Below are 15,349 nucleotides of genomic sequence, written 5' to 3' on the forward strand. Positions count from 1 at the left end.
CTGCTCTGCAAACAACAGCTAGCAAAGAAGTCTGAGGTATGGCTGACTTCGCTCGCAGCTACCTAATCGCGGTTACAGTGGTCGCATGATTCGTGGTGGTGTCGAATCGGTGTGCACCCCGCGCGCGGCGGGGAGCGTACGGGTTGGCTGAGTACCGACTCGAAGAGCTTGCACGGATTTCAGGCGTCAGCGCCCGCAACATCCGCGCCTACCGCGAACGCGGCTTGCTCGATCCGCCGCGCCGAGTGGGACGATCGGCGTTCTACGACGACTACCACCTGTCGCAGTTGCGCACGATCAACCAGCTGCATCGTCGCGGTTACAACTCAGCGCACATCGCCGAATTCTTCACGAGCATGCGCCAAGGTGCGGATCTGGCCGACATCCTGGGCATTCAACGTGCCGTGCTCGGCCCGCCCGCCGCCGCCGCTGCCGATGAAGGCCGGTCCGACACGCCGGCCGGCATCGACATCGATCCCGACGGCGACGAGGCGCGGCGGCTGGTCGAATACGGACTGGCCCAGCTCATCGACGGCGCCGTCGTGCTCACCGATCTCACCATCGGCGACGTGATCGCCGGCAGCTCCGATCACCTTCCCTACGTTCGTGCGCTGCTGCGGATTTACGAAACGGCACGGCCCGCGATCGCCGGTATGGCAGACGAACTTGCCGCGGTGCTCGAGGAATGCGTGGCCGACCGGTTCGGCACCGAGACACCGGAGCCTCAGGAGATGAGCAGGGTGGTGCGGGATTACCGCGATATGTGGCGCCGGGTGGTGGCCAGTGAGCTGGACAAGGCGCTGCGACAACAGCAGAAGCCTCCCGCGTAGCAGGTCGCGAACTCCTACGAGCACGGCAAACAGGGCGCCGGGCGTTGCAGGGGGAGGTGCCGGCGCGGACATCAACCTCGTGCTCGAACCACCCGAGGGGCAAGGGGAACAAAACCTTACCGAAGAGTAAGTAACTCCAGCAAACGATCTTCGGTGGCTGGCGTGACGAAGTGGGCAATTCCGGTCATGCTGTCGGCTTCGGCGGCTCCGATCCCACTGGTCGAGCGGGGTGGAAATTCTTAGATAACGATTCGATAACAATACTGCCTTGATCAGGGGAATTGTCCTTACTCCACCGTAACCACCTACATGCAGGACGTTTGTCCCAGAAGCCTTCGGCCCGCGCAGAACCGCGCGTTACCGAAGTCACGGTTACTAAAGCGTAGAACTCGCCAGTAACCATTTCAGCGGCCAAAATTGCCACGTTCTTATGACACTCTTAGTACGGCTGGACAGGTCCGCGCGTACGGTCGCGGATTCGTCTGGCCAACAGACCCAGACCAGTCGGGATTCAACGCCGAATCGCAGAGCTGCGCCGACGCGCGACAGCCGCCGAAACACCCCGGCCGACGGCCACACACGACGAGCACTAACGCGGGACCGAGGAGACGACAAGACGTGACGATCAACGAGCAACGCGGGGCGCCCACCGACAGCAAGACGCAGGGCGCAGCCGTCCTTGCCGGTACGCACGCCCTCGTTGATCGGCTCAACGCCGGCGAACCCTATGCCGTGGCGTTCGGCGGTCAGGGCGGCTCCTGGCTGGAGAATCTCGAAGAGCTCGTCAGCTCGGCCGGTATCGAGTCCGAGCTGAGCGAGGTGGTCGGGGAGGCCGAGCTGCTGCTCGAACCGGTGGCCCGGGAGCTGGTCGTGGTGCGTCCCATCGGTTTCGAACCCATGAAGTGGGTGCGGGCGTTGGCCGCCGAAGAGCCGCTGCCCACCAACAAGCAGCTGATCACCGCCGCGATCTCGGGCCCCGGCATCCTGCTGACCCAGATGGCCGCCATTCGCGCGCTGACCCGTCAGGGTTTGGATCTGCACGGCAGCCCTCCGGTGGCGATGGCCGGGCACTCCCAGGGCCTGATGGCCTGTGAGTCGCTACGTGCCAACGGCGCCAGGGACGCCGAACTGTTGGCGCTGCTGCAGCTGATCGGCGCTGCGGGCTCGCTGATCTCGCGGCGCCGCGGCATGGTCGGCCGCGGGGACAAGTCGCCGATGGTGTCGGTGACCAACGTCGATCCCGACCGAATCGCCGAACTGCTCGAGGAGTTCTCCCAAGACGTTCGCACGGTGCTGCCGCCGGTGCTCTCCATCCGCAACGGCAGACGCTCGGTCGTCATCACCGGCACGCCAGAACAACTCGGCCGCTTCGAGCTGTACTGCGCGAAGATCACCGAGAAGGAAGAAGCCGAACGCAAGAGCAAGGTCCGCGGCGGCGCCGTGTTCTCACCGGTGTTCCACGGCGTGCAGGTCGAGGTGGGCTTCCACACGCCGCGGCTGGCCGACGGTGTCGAGCTCGTCGACCGCTGGGCCGCCAAGTGCGGAATTGACACCGAGTTGGCCCACGAGATGACCGAGTCGATCTTCGTGCGGCCCATCGACTGGGTGGCCGAAGTCGAGCGCCTGCACGACGCGGGGGCGAAGTGGATCGTCGACCTCGGCCCGAGCGACACCGCGACACGGGTGACCGCGCCGATCGTGCGGGGGCTCGGCATCGGTCTGGTGCCTGCGGCCACCCGGGTCGGTCAGCGCAACCTGTTCACCGTCGGCGCCGAACCCGAAGTGCCGCCGGCCTGGTCGAGCTTCGCGCCGAGCACCGTTTCGCTCCCCGACGGCTCGGTGAAGCTGTCGACGAAGTTCACCCGGTTGACCGGGCGCTCGCCCATCCTGCTCGCTGGCATGACGCCGACGACCGTCGACGCCAGAATCGTCGCCGCGGCCGCCAACGCCGGGCACTGGGCGGAGCTGGCCGGCGGCGGTCAGGTCACCGAGGAGATCTTCGAGGACCGCATCGCCGAGCTGACCGCCATGCTCGAGCCCGGCCGTGCCGTGCAGTTCAACTCCCTGTTTCTCGACCCGTACCTGTGGAAGCTGCAACTCGGCGGAAAGCGGTTGGTGCAGAGGGCTCGTCAGTCCGGTGCACCGATCGACGGTGTCGTCGTCAGCGCAGGTATCCCCGAACTCGCCGAAGCCGTCGAGCTGATCGACGAACTCAACAGCGTGGGCATCAGCCACGTGGTGTTCAAACCCGGCACCGTCGACCAGATCAAGTCGGTGATCAACATCGCCGCCGAGGTGCCCGGCAAGGACGTCATCGTGCACATCGAGGGCGGCCGCGCAGGCGGGCACCACTCGTGGGAAGACCTCGACGACCTGCTGCTGGACACCTACGCCGACCTGCGCAAGCGACCCAACATCACAGTCTGTGTCGGTGGTGGTATCGGCACCCCCGAGCGGGCCGCCGAATACTTGTCCGGGGACTGGGCCAAGGCCTACAACTTCCCGCCCATGCCCGTCGACGGCATCCTGGTCGGCACCGCGGCGATGGCGACGCTGGAGGCCACCACCTCTCCGGCGGTCAAGCAGATGCTCGTTGAGACGACCGGCACCGATCACTGGATCAGCGCCGGAAAAGCCCAGGGCGGCATGGCATCCTCGCGCAGCCAGCTCGGCGCCGACATTCACGAGATCGATAACGCGGCATCGCGCTGCGGCCGACTGCTCGACGAGGTCGCCGGTGACGCCGACGCAGTGGCGGCCCGACGCGACGAGCTGATCGCGGCGATGGCCGCCACCTGCAAGCCCTACTTCGGCGACGTTGGCGAGATGACCTATCTGCAGTGGCTTCAGCGCTACGTCGAGCTCACGGTCGGTGACGGCGACAGCACCGCCGACACTGCGGCACCGGGCAGCCCGTGGCTGGCCGACACCTGGCGCGACCGCTTCGCAGACATGCTGCACCGCGCCGAGGCCCGGTTGCATCCGCACGACTCCGGAACGATCGAAACGCTCTTCGATGATGCTGCGCTGCTGGAGGATCCGCAGCAGGCGATCGCCGCGCTGCTGGCGCACTACCCGGAGGCTGAGACGCTCAAGCTGCATCCCGCCGACGTGCCGTTCTTCATCACGCTGTGCAAGACCCCGGGTAAGCCGGTGAACTTCGTCCCCGTCATCGACAAGGACGTGCGGCGTTGGTGGCGCAGCGATTCGCTGTGGCAGGCGCACGACGCACGGTATGCGGCCGAGCAGGTGTGCATCATCCCGGGCACCCAGGCGGTGGCTGGCATCACCCGCGTCGACGAACCGGTGGGCGAACTGCTGGACCGCTTCGAGCAGGCCGCGATCGATCAGGCGCTCGCCACCGACGGTCACCCCGTACCGGTGGTGTCGCGCCGCTTCGCGCGCGCCGACATCAGCGGTCCGCTCGCGGTCGTGCTCGATTCGCCGGACGTGTTGTGGGCTGGGCGCACGGCGATCAACCCGGTGCACCGCATCGGCCCGCCCGAGGAGTGGCAGGTCAACGATGTACCCGGAAAGCCCAGCGCCACACACGCTTCCACGGGTGCGCGGCTCGAACTCGGCGCCGACGGCGTCACGCTGAGCGTTCCGCTCTCCGACATCTGGATCAACATCGGGTTCACGCTGCCGTCCTGCACGGTCAACGGTGGTATGCCGGTCGTGACCGTCGAGGACGCATCGGCGGCGATGCGTTCGGTTCTCGCGATCGCCGCGGGCGCGCGCACCCCCGATGCGCTGCCGCCGGTCGACGGCAACACCGCGACGGTGACTGTGGACTGGGACCCCGAACAGGTCGCCGACCACACCGGCGTCACCGCGACGTTCGGTGCGCCGTTGGCCCCGGGGCTCACGCTGGTGCCTGATGCGCTCGTGGGCCACTGCTGGCCTGCCGTGTTCGCGGTCATCGGCTCGGCCACCAGCGAGGACGGCTTCCCCGTCGTCGAAGGCCTGCTGAACCTCGTGCACCTCGACCACGCCGCGCACCTGCTCGCGCCGATGCCCAAGAACACGGCCGAATTAGCCGTCACCGCAACGGTTTCCGAGGCCTCAGACACCGAGTACGGGCGCGTCATCCCCGTCAGTGTCAGCATCGCCGACGGCGACGGCACCGTGCTGGCCCGACTGGAGGAGCGGTTCGCGATCCGCGGTCGCACCGGCGCGGCCGAACTCGCCGATCCACCGCGCGCCGGCGGCGCGATGACCGACAACGCGACTGACACGCCACGGCGCCGTCGTCGAGACGTCACCGTCGCCGCCCCGACCGACATGAGCGCGTTCGCGGTGGTCTCCGGTGACCACAACCCGATCCACACCGACCGGGCGGCGGCGTTGCTGGCCGGGCTGAAAACGCCGATCGTGCACGGGATGTGGCTCTCGGCGGCAGCCCAGCACGTGGTCACCGCCACCGACGGCAGGGCCACCCCGCCGGCCCGCCTGGTGGGCTGGACCTCACGCTTCTTGGGGATGGTGCTGCCCGGCGACGAGATCGAGTTCCGTGTCGACCGCGTCGGCATCGACCGTGGCGCCGAGGTGATCGAGGTCGCCGCACGTGTCGGCAACGAGCTGGTGATGTCGGCGACCGCTCAGCTGGCGGCGCCCAAGACCGTCTACGCCTTCCCCGGCCAGGGCATCCAGTCCAAGGGTATGGGCATGGAGGTGCGGGCACGTTCGAAGGCCGCCCGCAAGATCTGGGACAGTGCCGACAAATTCACCCGCGATGTCCTCGGCTTCTCGGTGCTTCATGTGGTGCGCGACAACCCGACCAGCCTGATCGCCTCCGGTGTGCACTACCACCATCCCGAGGGTGTGCTCTACCTGACCCAGTTCACCCAGGTCGCGATGGCGACCGTGGCCGCGGCCCAGGTCGCCGAGATGCGCGAGCAGGGCGCGTTCGTCGAAGGCGCGATCGCCTGTGGTCACTCGGTCGGTGAGTACACCGCGCTGGCGTGCGTCATCGGCGTGTACAAGCTCGAAGGCCTGCTGGAAGCGGTCTTTCACCGCGGCTCCAAGATGCACGACATCGTCCCGCGGGATGCGCAGGGCCGGTCGGACTACCGGATGGCGGCCATCCGGCCGTCCCAGATCGACCTCGACGACGCCGACGTCGGCACCTTCATCGACGAAATCTCGCAGCGCACAGGCGAATTCCTGCAGATCGTGAACTATAACCTGCGCGGTTCGCAGTATGCGATCGCCGGCACCGTCGCCGGCCTGGAGGCGCTGGAGGAGGAAGTCGAGAAGCGCCGCCAGATCACCGGCGGGAAGCGCTCCTTCATCCTTGTGCCCGGTATCGACGTGCCGTTCCACTCCTCGGTGCTGCGCATCGGCGTCAACGACTTCCGGCGCGCGCTGGAACGGGTGATGCCCGACGAGACGGATCCGGAACTTGTTGTCGGGCGCTACATCCCGAACCTGGTGCCGCGGCCGTTCACGCTCGACCGCGACTTCATCGAAGAGATCCGGGAACTGGTTCCGGCCGAACCGCTCGACGAGATTTTGGCCGACTACGACACCTGGCGCAGCGAGCGGCCCGCCGAGTTGTGCCGCAAGCTCGTCATCGAACTGCTGGCCTGGCAGTTCGCCAGCCCGGTGCGCTGGATCGAGACCCAGGACCTGCTGTTCATCGAGGAGGCAGCGGGCGGCCTCGGTGTCGAGCGGTTCGTCGAGATCGGCGTGAAGTCCGCGCCGACTGTGGCTGGCCTGGCGCAGAACACGCTGAAGCTGCCCGAGTACTCGCACAACACCACCGAGGTGCTCAACGCCGAGCGCGACGCCGCGGTGCTGTTCGCCACCGACACCGACCCCGAGCCGGAGGTCGAATTCGACGACGCACCGGCCCCGGAGGTCGAAGCGGTCGAGGCGGCTCCGGCCGCACCGGCACCCGCGGCACCCGCAAGCCCTGCCGCACCGTCGGGCGGTCCGCGCCCCGACGACCTCGGTTACGACGCCGCCGACGCCACCATGGCGCTGATCGCGCTGTCGGCGAAGATGCGCGTCGACCAGATCGAGCCACTGGACTCCATCGAGTCCATCACCGACGGCGCGTCGTCGCGACGCAACCAGCTGCTGGTGGACCTGGGTTCAGAGCTGAACCTCGGCGCCATCGACGGCGCGGGCGAAGCCGACCTGGCCGGGCTCAAGGGCCAGGTCACCAAACTGGCCCGCACCTACAAGCCGTTCGGCCCAGTGCTTTCCGATGCGATCAACGACCAGCTGCGCACCGTGCTCGGCCCGTCCGGGAAGCGTCCGGCCTACATCGCCGAGCGGGTCAAGAAGACCTGGGAACTCGGCGACGGCTGGGTCAAGCACGTCACGGTCGAGGTCGCGTTGGGCACCCGCGAGGGTTCCAGCGTGCGCGGCGGTGACCTCGGCGGCCTGCACGACGGCGCGCTCGCCGACGCGGCGACCGTCGACAAGGTGATCGACGCCGCCGTCGCCGCGGTGGGCGCACGCCAAGGTGTTGCGGTAACGCTGCCCGCGGCGGCCGCAGGCCCGGGAGGCGGCGTGGTCGACTCGGCCGCGCTGGGCGAGTTCGCCGCACAGGTGACGGGCCCCGACGGGGTGCTCGCCTCGACCGCTCGGCTGATCCTGAGCCAACTCGGGCTGGACACCCCGGTCAGCGTGCCGGAGACCACCGATGCCGAGCTGATCGATCTGGTCACCGCCGAGTTGGGCTCGGACTGGCCGCGGTTGGTGGCCCCGGTGTTCGACGGCCGCAAGGCGGTGCTGTTCGACGACCGCTGGGCCAGCGCGCGCGAGGATCTGGCCCAGCTGTGGCTGATGGACGACGATGAGGTCGACGCGGACTGGACGCGGCTCTCCGAGCGGTTCGAGGGCACCGGTCATATCGTCGGCAAGCAGGCCACCTGGTGGCAGGGCAAGGCACTGGCGGCGGGCCGCAACATCCACGCCTCGCTGTACGGCCGCGCCGCCGCAGGCGCCGAGAACCCCGGTAAGGGCCGCTACAACGACGAGGTCGCGGTGGTGACCGGTGCGTCGAAGGGGTCGATCGCCGCGTCCGTGGTCGCCAAACTCCTCGACGGCGGGGCGACGGTGATCGCCACGACCTCGAGGCTCGATGACGACCGGTTGGCGTTCTACCGCACGCTGTACCGCGACCACGCCCGGTTCGACGCCAAGCTGTGGGTGGTTCCCGCCAACATGGCGTCCTACACCGACATCGACGCGCTGGTCTCCTGGGTCGGCACTGAACAGACTGAAAGCCTTGGGCCGCAGTCGATTCACCTCAAGGATGCGTTGACACCGACGTTGTTGTTCCCGTTCGCGGCGCCGCGGGTGGCCGGCGACCTCTCCGACGCCGGATCGCGCGCCGAGATGGAGATGAAGGTGTTGCTGTGGGCGGTGCAGCGGCTGATCGGCGGGCTATCGCACGTCGGCGCCGAACGCGACGTGGCCGCGCGGTTGCACGTGGTGCTGCCCGGCTCGCCGAACCGCGGCATGTTCGGCGGCGACGGCGCGTACGGCGAGTCCAAGGCCTCGCTCGACGCTCTGGTTTCCCGCTGGAAGGCCGAAACATCGTGGGCACAACGGGTCTCGTTGGCGCACGCGCTGATCGGCTGGACCAAGGGCACCGGGCTGATGGGGCACAACGACGCGATCGTCGACGCCGTCGAAGAAGCCGGGGTGACCACCTACACCACCGAACAGATGGCGGCCATGCTGCTCGAGCTGTGTGGCATGGAGGCGAAGGTGGCCGCCGCCCGTGAACCGCTGCAGGCCGACCTCACCGGCGGGTTGGCCGACGTCGAGCTCGATCTCGCCGAGCTGTCGGCCAAGGCCCGCGACGAGATGGTGTCGGAGTCGGTGGAGGAGGAGCCCGAAGAGCGCGGAATGATCCGGGCGCTGCCGTCGCCGCCGCGCGGTCACCGTCCGGCGCCGCCGCCCGCCTGGGACGACCTCGACGTCGACCCGGCCGATCTGGTGGTCATCGTCGGCGGCGCCGAGTTGGGCCCGTACGGCTCGTCTCGGACCCGCTACGAGATGGAGGTCGACAACGAACTGTCGGCGGCCGGTGTGCTGGAGCTCGCGTGGACCACGGGTTTGGTCAAGTGGGAGGACGATCCGACCCCCGGCTGGTACGACACCGAGACCGGTGACCTCGTCGACGAGGGCGAGCTGGTGGAGCGATACCACGACGCGGTCGTCGAACGGGTGGGGATCCGCGAGTTCGTCGACGACGGCGCGATCGACCCCGATCACGCTGCACCGCTGCTGGTTTCGGTCTTTCTGGACAAGGACTTCACGTTCGTGGTGTCCAGCGAGGAAGAGGCCAGGGCGTTCGTACAGTTCGACCCCGAGCACACCGTCATCGCACCGGTGCCCGACAGCGGCGACTGGCAGGTCACCCGCAAGGCGGGCACCGAGATCCGGGTTCCGCGTAAGACCAAGCTGTCGCGCACCGTCGGCGCGCAGATCCCGACCGGGTTCAACCCGATGGTCTACGGCGTCAGCCAGGAGATGATGAACTCCATTGACCGGCTGGCGATCTGGAACCTCGTCACCACCGTCGACGCGTTCCTCTCGGCGGGGTTCACTCCGGCGGAACTGATGCGGTGGGTGCATCCCAGCCTGGTGGCCAGCACGCAGGGCACCGGTATGGGCGGTATGACGTCGATGCAGACGATGTACCACGGCAACCTGCTGGGCAGGAACAAGCCGAACGACATCCTGCAGGAAGTGCTGCCCAACGTGTACGCGGGCCACGTCGTGCAGTCCTACATCGGCAGCTACGGCGCGATGATCCACCCGGTCGGTGCGTGCGCCACCGCGGCCGTGTCGGTCGAGGAGGGCGTCGACAAGATCCGGTTGGGTAAGGCCGAGTTCGTCGTCGCCGGCGGATACGACGACCTGACGCTGGAAGCCATCATCGGCTTCGGGGATATGTCGGCCACCGCCGACACCGAGATGATGCGCGCCAAGGGCATCAGCGACTCGAAGTTCTCGCGGGCCAACGATCGGCGCCGGCTCGGGTTCGTCGAGGGGCAGGGCGGTGGCACCGTGCTGCTGGCCCGCGGCGACCTGGCGCTGAAGATGGGCCTGCCGGTGCTGGCGGTGGTGGGCTATGTGTCGTCCTTCGCCGACGGCGTGCACACATCGATCCCGGCCCCGGGTATGGGCGCGCTCAGCGCGGGCCGCGGCGGGCGCCAGTCCGAACTGGCGCGTTCGCTCGCCAAATTGGGCGTCGGCGCCGACGACATCGCCGTGGTGAGTAAGCACGACACCTCGACGCTGGCCAACGACCCCAACGAGACCGAGTTGCACGAACGGCTCGCCGACTCGTTGGGCCGCTCAGACGGCGCACCGCTGTTCGTGGTGTCGCAGAAGAGCCTGACCGGCCACTCCAAGGGCGGCGCCGCGGCGTTCCAGATCATGGGCCTGTGCCAGATCCTGCGCGACGGGGTCATCCCGCCCAACCGCAGCCTGGACTGCGTCGACGACGAACTCGCCGGCGCCGCGCACCTGGTCTGGCTCCGCGACACCCTGCGGTTTGGTGGAAATTTCCCGCTGAAGGCCGGTTTGGTGACCAGCCTCGGCTTCGGACACGTGTCGGGTCTGGTGGCGCTGGTGCATCCGCAGGCGTTCCTCGCCGCGCTGAGCCCGGCTCAGCGTGCGGACTACCGCGAGCGTGCCAACGCTCGGGTGCTGGCGGGCCAACTGCGGTTGGCGTCGGCGATCGCGGGCGGTCCGGCGCTGTACGAGAAACCGGCCGACCGCCGGTTCGCCGCCGACGCGCCCGAGAAGCGGCAGGAAGCCGAGATGCTGCTCAACCCGGCGTCGCGGCTCGGCGATGGCGACGTGTATGTGGCACCGAAACCGTGAGATAACGTCGCGCCCATGGCAATAGTCGGGGTGGGGATCGACCTGGTGTCCATCCCCGAGTTCGCCGAGCAGGTCGACCAGCCGGGCACGGTGTTCGCCGAGACGTTCACGCCCGGTGAGCGCCGCGACGCCGCCGACAAGAGTTCGTCGGCCGCGCGACATCTGGCCGCACGCTGGGCGGCCAAGGAGGCTGTCATCAAGGCGTGGTCGGGGTCGCGGTTCGCCAAGCGCCCGGTGCTGCCCGAGGGTATTCACCGCGACATCGAGGTGATCACCGACATGTGGGGCCGGCCCAAAGTCCGGCTCACCGGGGCGATCGCCGAGCATCTCAAGGAAGTGACGATCCATCTGTCGCTGACCCACGAGGCCGATACCGCCGCGGCGGTTGCGATCCTCGAGGAGCGCTGAGCCCCGCTGTAGCGCGAGATTGCATTTTTGCAGAGAATGTGCGAGAGCGCGCCTGCCGGAATACAGTTTCGCGGCTAGCGTCGTCGCCATGAGCGATCTGGTGCAACGCGTGCGTGAAGTGCTGCCATCGGTACGGCGCGATCTCGACGACCTGGTGCGCATCGAGTCGGTATGGGCCGACCCGGCCCGCCGTCCGCAGGTGCACCGCAGCGCGGACGCGGTGGCAAAGCTGCTGTCGGACGCGGGATTCGGCGACGTCCAGATCGTCAGCGAGGGCGGCGCACCGGCAGTCATCGGGCGTCATCCCGCACCGCCTGGTGCGCCGACCGTGCTGCTGTATGCCCACCACGACGTACAGCCCGAGGGCGACCACACGCAGTGGAACTCGCCACCGTTCGAGCCGACCGAACGCGACGGCCGGCTGTACGGCCGGGGGACTGCCGACGACAAGGCCGGTATCGCAACGCATTTGGCGGCGTTTCGCGCCCACGGCGGTAACCCGCCGGTCGGGGTGACCGTGTTCGTCGAAGGTGAGGAGGAATCCGGGTCGCCGTCGCTGTCGCGGCTGCTGGCCGCACACCGCGAGACGCTGGCCGCCGATGTCATCGTCATCGCCGACTCCGACAACTGGAGCACCGATGTGCCGTCGCTGACGGTCTCGCTGCGCGGACTCGCCGACTGCGTTGTCGAGGTGGCGACCCTCGATCACGGCCTGCACTCGGGACTGTGGGGCGGTGTGGTGCCCGATGCGCTGAGCGTGTTGGTGCGGTTGTTGGCGAGCCTGCACGACGACGACGGCAACGTCGCGGTCGCCGGACTGCACGAGGCCACCGCGTCCGACGTCGACTATCCACCCAAGAGGGTGCGCGAGGAGACCGGTTTACTCGATGGCGTCTCCGAGATCGGTTCGGGCTCTGTGCCGCAACGGCTCTGGGCCAAGCCGGCGATCACGGTGATCGGGGTCGATACGACGTCGATCGACAAATCGTCGAACAGTTTGATCCCGCGGGCCAGCGCGAAGATCAGCATGCGGGTCGCCCCCGGCGGCGACGCCGGCGCACATCTGGCGGCCTTGATGCGGCACCTCGAAGAGAACGCGCCGTGGGGCGCGCAGGTAACCGTCACGCCCGGCGACCTCGGCCAGCCGTACGCGATCGACGCCAGCGGCCCAGTCTACGATGCCGCACGCGCCGCGTTTAGGGAGGCGTGGGGCGCTGAAGCCGTCGACACCGGAGTGGGCGGCTCGATACCGTTCATCGCAGAGTTCGCCGAGGCGTTCCCGGACGCGAGGATTCTCGTCACCGGCGTGGAAGACCCTGCGACACAAGCGCACAGCGTCAACGAGAGCCTGCACCTGGGGGTGCTGGAACGCGCGGCCACCGCCGAGGCGCTGCTGTTGGCGAAACTGGGCTCAGACCGATAGGTCGCGTCGTAGCTTCGCGACGTGACCGGTAGCGCGCACGTTGTACTGCGCCGCGCCGATGTTGCCCTTCTCGTCGACGAGGAAAGTTGAGCGGATCACGCCCTGAACGGTCTTGCCGTACATGGTTTTCTCGCCGAAGGCACCCCATGCCGTGAGGACCCTGCGGTCGGGATCCGACAGCAGCGGGAAGGTCAGCTTTTGCGCGTCGCGAAACATCGCCAGCTTCTCCGGCTTATCCGGTGAGATGCCGATGACCTCGATGCCGGCGTCGTTGAGCTCGCTGAGATTCTCGCGGAAATCGCAGGCTTGTTTGGTGCAACCGGGCGTCGAGGCGGCCGGATAAAAGTAGACGATGACCTTGCGGCCCTGGTAGTCGCTGAGCTTGACGGTGTTGCCGTCGGCATCGGGCAGGCTGAACGCGGGGGCTTTGTCGCCGACCTCGAGTCGCGGTGTCTGTGCCACGCCTGAGCATCCCTTCTTGTTGACCGGTGCGCTGCGGTGAGCGCGGGCTGCTCTAGGGTAGATCGACAGGCTCCGAAGCGGAGTGGCGACTTCTCAGGCGGCTTGGAGGCGCAAGTGGCAGACCGCGATCCCGACACCATCAAGCGGGACATCGATCAGGCACGTGATCAGCTGGCGTCGACCGTGGACATTCTGGCCGAACGAGCCAACCCCAGCAGGCTGGCCGAGGACCTCAAGGCCGGTGCCGTGCGGTTCGTCAAGAAGCCTGCCGTCGCGATGTCGCTTGCCGGTGTGGGGGCGCTGGTGCTCGTGCTGACCGTGCGGCGGATCAAGCACGGCTGACGCCGTCAGCCCCGGCGACGCGCGGAGCGGAACCAGTCGGCGAAGGAAAAGGTCGGCGGATTGGCGACCCGGCCAATGCGACTGCAGTTGTACACCGCGATGGGGCCGTCCGCAGCTACCTCATCGCCAGCATGCGAACCCCCGGCTCCAGCCGTAAGCGATCCGCTCATCTGCGACATCAGCTAATTCCCCGTCCCTTTGTGCAACTTGCTCACCTGCGGTCCGCGAACCTGTGGTCAGCTAACCGAAACTGTAGCAGACACATCCACCTTCTAGCAGCTTAAAACCTGGAATTTGGGCGGCGACCACGTTCGCTCCGCAACTCATATGCGCGGCGTGTGATTCCTGCCATAACTTTGCTTATGCCATCGCCAGCACACAGCCTTGGGTTGACCTGCCGATCGGGTGAAGTAATTTACGTCTGCGTCATCCGCAACGACTTGGCCAGCCCAGGTCACGCGACCGAAGGGGCCCAGGGGGGTTTGGCGCAGGGCCGGAGTGAAGGCGTCGCCCCGCCCAGCGGGGCGCGCCATGAAAGTCGACAGATCGACCGTGATGGGTGCGCCGTCAGGGTTTCGAACCCCGGACCCGCTGATTAAGAGTCAGCTGCTCTACCAACTGAGCTAACGGCGCTGCGTGTGCGACAATAACAGGCGCTCTGGCGCAGGGTGAAATCCCGGGCGCAGACGGTCACAGGCGAGCCCGTCGAGGCGACCCGTAGTCGAATTTGCCCATACACTGTTGCAAAAGAAGCGTTGCTCGGTTGTTCCTGTTTGCGAGGTGGAAAGAGAATGTGGCAGGTCCCGACGGTGACCCGTCCGCGTCGACGTCGTGCATGGCTGACAGCCATTGCCCTTGTCCCCGTGGTCGCGTTGGGGCTGTCTGCGTGCAGCGGCAACTCCGCGCCGCCGGAGCCCCAGGTGATCGACGACAAGGGCACCCCGTTCGGGGATTTGCTCATCCCCAAGTTGGTTTCCTCGGTCAAGGACGGCGCAGTGGGGGTCAGCGTCGACGCCCCGGTGACGGTCAGCGCGGAGTCCGGTGTGCTCGGCTCGGTCACGATGGTGAACGAAAACGGCCGCGTCGTGGACGGCAAGCTGAGCCCCGACGGACTGACCTGGTCGACCACCGAGCCGCTGGGCTACAACAAGCGCTACACGCTGACCGCGGAGTCGATGGGCCTCGGCGGCGCGACCAGCAGGCAGATGACGTTCGAAACGCACTCGCCGGAGAACCTGACGATGCCCTACGTGGTGCCCAGCGACGGTGAGGTCGTGGGCGTCGGTCAGCCGGTCGCGATCCGGTTCGACGAGAACATCCCGAACCGGCTGGCCGCCCAGCGGGCGATCGAGATCAAGACCACGCCGCACGTCGACGGCGCCTTCTACTGGTTGAACAACCGCGAGGTCCGTTGGCGCCCAGCCCATTACTGGAAGCCCGGTACGACGGTGGATGTTTCGGTCAACACCTACGGGGTGGACCTGGGTGATGGGTTGTTCGGGCAGGAGAACGTCTCCACGCACTTCACGATCGGCGACGAGGTCATCTCCACGATCGACGACAACACCAAGACGATGACGGTCAAGCGCAACGGCGAGGTCATCAAGACGATGCCGGTGTCGATGGGCAAGAACAGCACACCCACCAACAACGGCACCTACATCGTCGGCGAGAAGCGCGCCCACATGGTGATGGACTCGTCGACCTACGGCGTGCCGGTCAATTCGCCCAACGGATACCGCACCGAGGTGGACTGGGCCACCCAGATCTCCTACAGCGGCATCTACGTGCACGCGGCGCCGTGGTCGGTGGGCAGCCAGGGCCACAGCAACGTCAGCCACGGCTGCGTCAACGTCAGCACCAGCAACGGGCAGTGGTACTACAACAACTCCAAGCGCGGCGACGTCGTCGAGGTCGTCAACACGGTTGGGTCGACGCTGCCGGGCACCGACGGCCTCGGGGACTGGAACATCCCGTGGGAGACGTGGAAGGCCGGCAACGCCAACATCTGAGCCGAAAAAAGGTC

The 15,349-nt window shown here is 67.4% G+C and carries 7 protein-coding genes and 1 tRNA gene; 6 read left to right on the top strand and 2 right to left on the bottom strand.

Annotated features, from left to right (window positions below; translation table 11 throughout):
* The first annotated feature begins 143 nt into the window (after positions 1-143).
* The 4 genes from ABQE44_RS23080 to ABQE44_RS23095 all read left to right on the top strand — a co-directional run bounded on the left by ABQE44_RS23080 (position 144) and on the right by ABQE44_RS23095 (position 12,519).
* Positions 144-830 (top strand): MerR family transcriptional regulator, encoded by a 687-nt coding sequence (locus tag ABQE44_RS23080; protein WP_448432074.1) that lies wholly within the window; start codon positions 144-146, stop codon positions 828-830.
* A gap of 618 nt (positions 831-1,448) precedes the next feature.
* Positions 1,449-10,688: a fatty acid synthase subunit beta domain-containing protein gene (locus ABQE44_RS23085; RefSeq protein WP_448432076.1), complete on the top strand. Its 9,240-nt coding sequence runs from the start codon at positions 1,449-1,451 to the stop codon at positions 10,686-10,688.
* Between the two features lie 15 nt (positions 10,689-10,703).
* Positions 10,704-11,096 (top strand): holo-ACP synthase AcpS, encoded by a 393-nt coding sequence (acpS, locus tag ABQE44_RS23090; RefSeq protein ID WP_448395499.1) that lies wholly within the window; start codon positions 10,704-10,706, stop codon positions 11,094-11,096.
* Positions 11,097-11,184: 88 nt separating this feature from the next.
* Positions 11,185-12,519 (top strand): dipeptidase, encoded by a 1,335-nt coding sequence (locus tag ABQE44_RS23095; protein WP_448432078.1) that lies wholly within the window; start codon positions 11,185-11,187, stop codon positions 12,517-12,519.
* Here ABQE44_RS23095 and bcp read toward each other — a convergent pair.
* Positions 12,508-12,981, bottom strand: coding sequence for a thioredoxin-dependent thiol peroxidase (gene bcp / locus ABQE44_RS23100; RefSeq protein WP_448432080.1), 474 nt, complete (start codon positions 12,979-12,981; stop codon positions 12,508-12,510). The two genes, ABQE44_RS23095 and bcp, sit on opposite strands and share 12 nt — an antisense overlap.
* Positions 12,982-13,095: 114 nt before the next feature.
* Here bcp and ABQE44_RS23105 point away from each other — a divergent pair, with 114 nt between their 5' ends.
* Positions 13,096-13,323: a DUF3618 domain-containing protein gene (locus tag ABQE44_RS23105; RefSeq protein WP_448432082.1), complete on the top strand. Its 228-nt coding sequence runs from the start codon at positions 13,096-13,098 to the stop codon at positions 13,321-13,323.
* A gap of 560 nt (positions 13,324-13,883) precedes the next feature.
* Here ABQE44_RS23105 and ABQE44_RS23110 read toward each other — a convergent pair.
* Positions 13,884-13,956: transfer RNA gene (locus tag ABQE44_RS23110), tRNA-Lys, on the bottom strand.
* A 158-nt stretch (positions 13,957-14,114) separates the two neighbouring features.
* Here ABQE44_RS23110 and ABQE44_RS23115 point away from each other — a divergent pair.
* Complete coding sequence (locus tag ABQE44_RS23115) at positions 14,115-15,335, top strand: L,D-transpeptidase (RefSeq protein ID WP_448432084.1); 1,221 nt, start codon at positions 14,115-14,117, stop codon at positions 15,333-15,335.
* Positions 15,336-15,349 lie beyond the last annotated feature (14 nt).

The sequence above is a fragment of the Mycolicibacterium sp. XJ2546 genome, from assembly GCF_053483195.1.

What these genes read in the sequence shown, in the direction of transcription:
- acpS (WP_448395499.1), top strand. Translation starts at nt 10,704, where the DNA reads ATGGCAATAGTCGGGGTGGGGATCGACCTGGTGTCCATCCCCGAGTTC.
- ABQE44_RS23095 (WP_448432078.1), top strand. Translation starts at nt 11,185, where the DNA reads ATGAGCGATCTGGTGCAACGCGTGCGTGAAGTGCTGCCATCGGTACGG.
- ABQE44_RS23115 (WP_448432084.1), top strand. Translation starts at nt 14,115, where the DNA reads ATGTGGCAGGTCCCGACGGTGACCCGTCCGCGTCGACGTCGTGCATGG.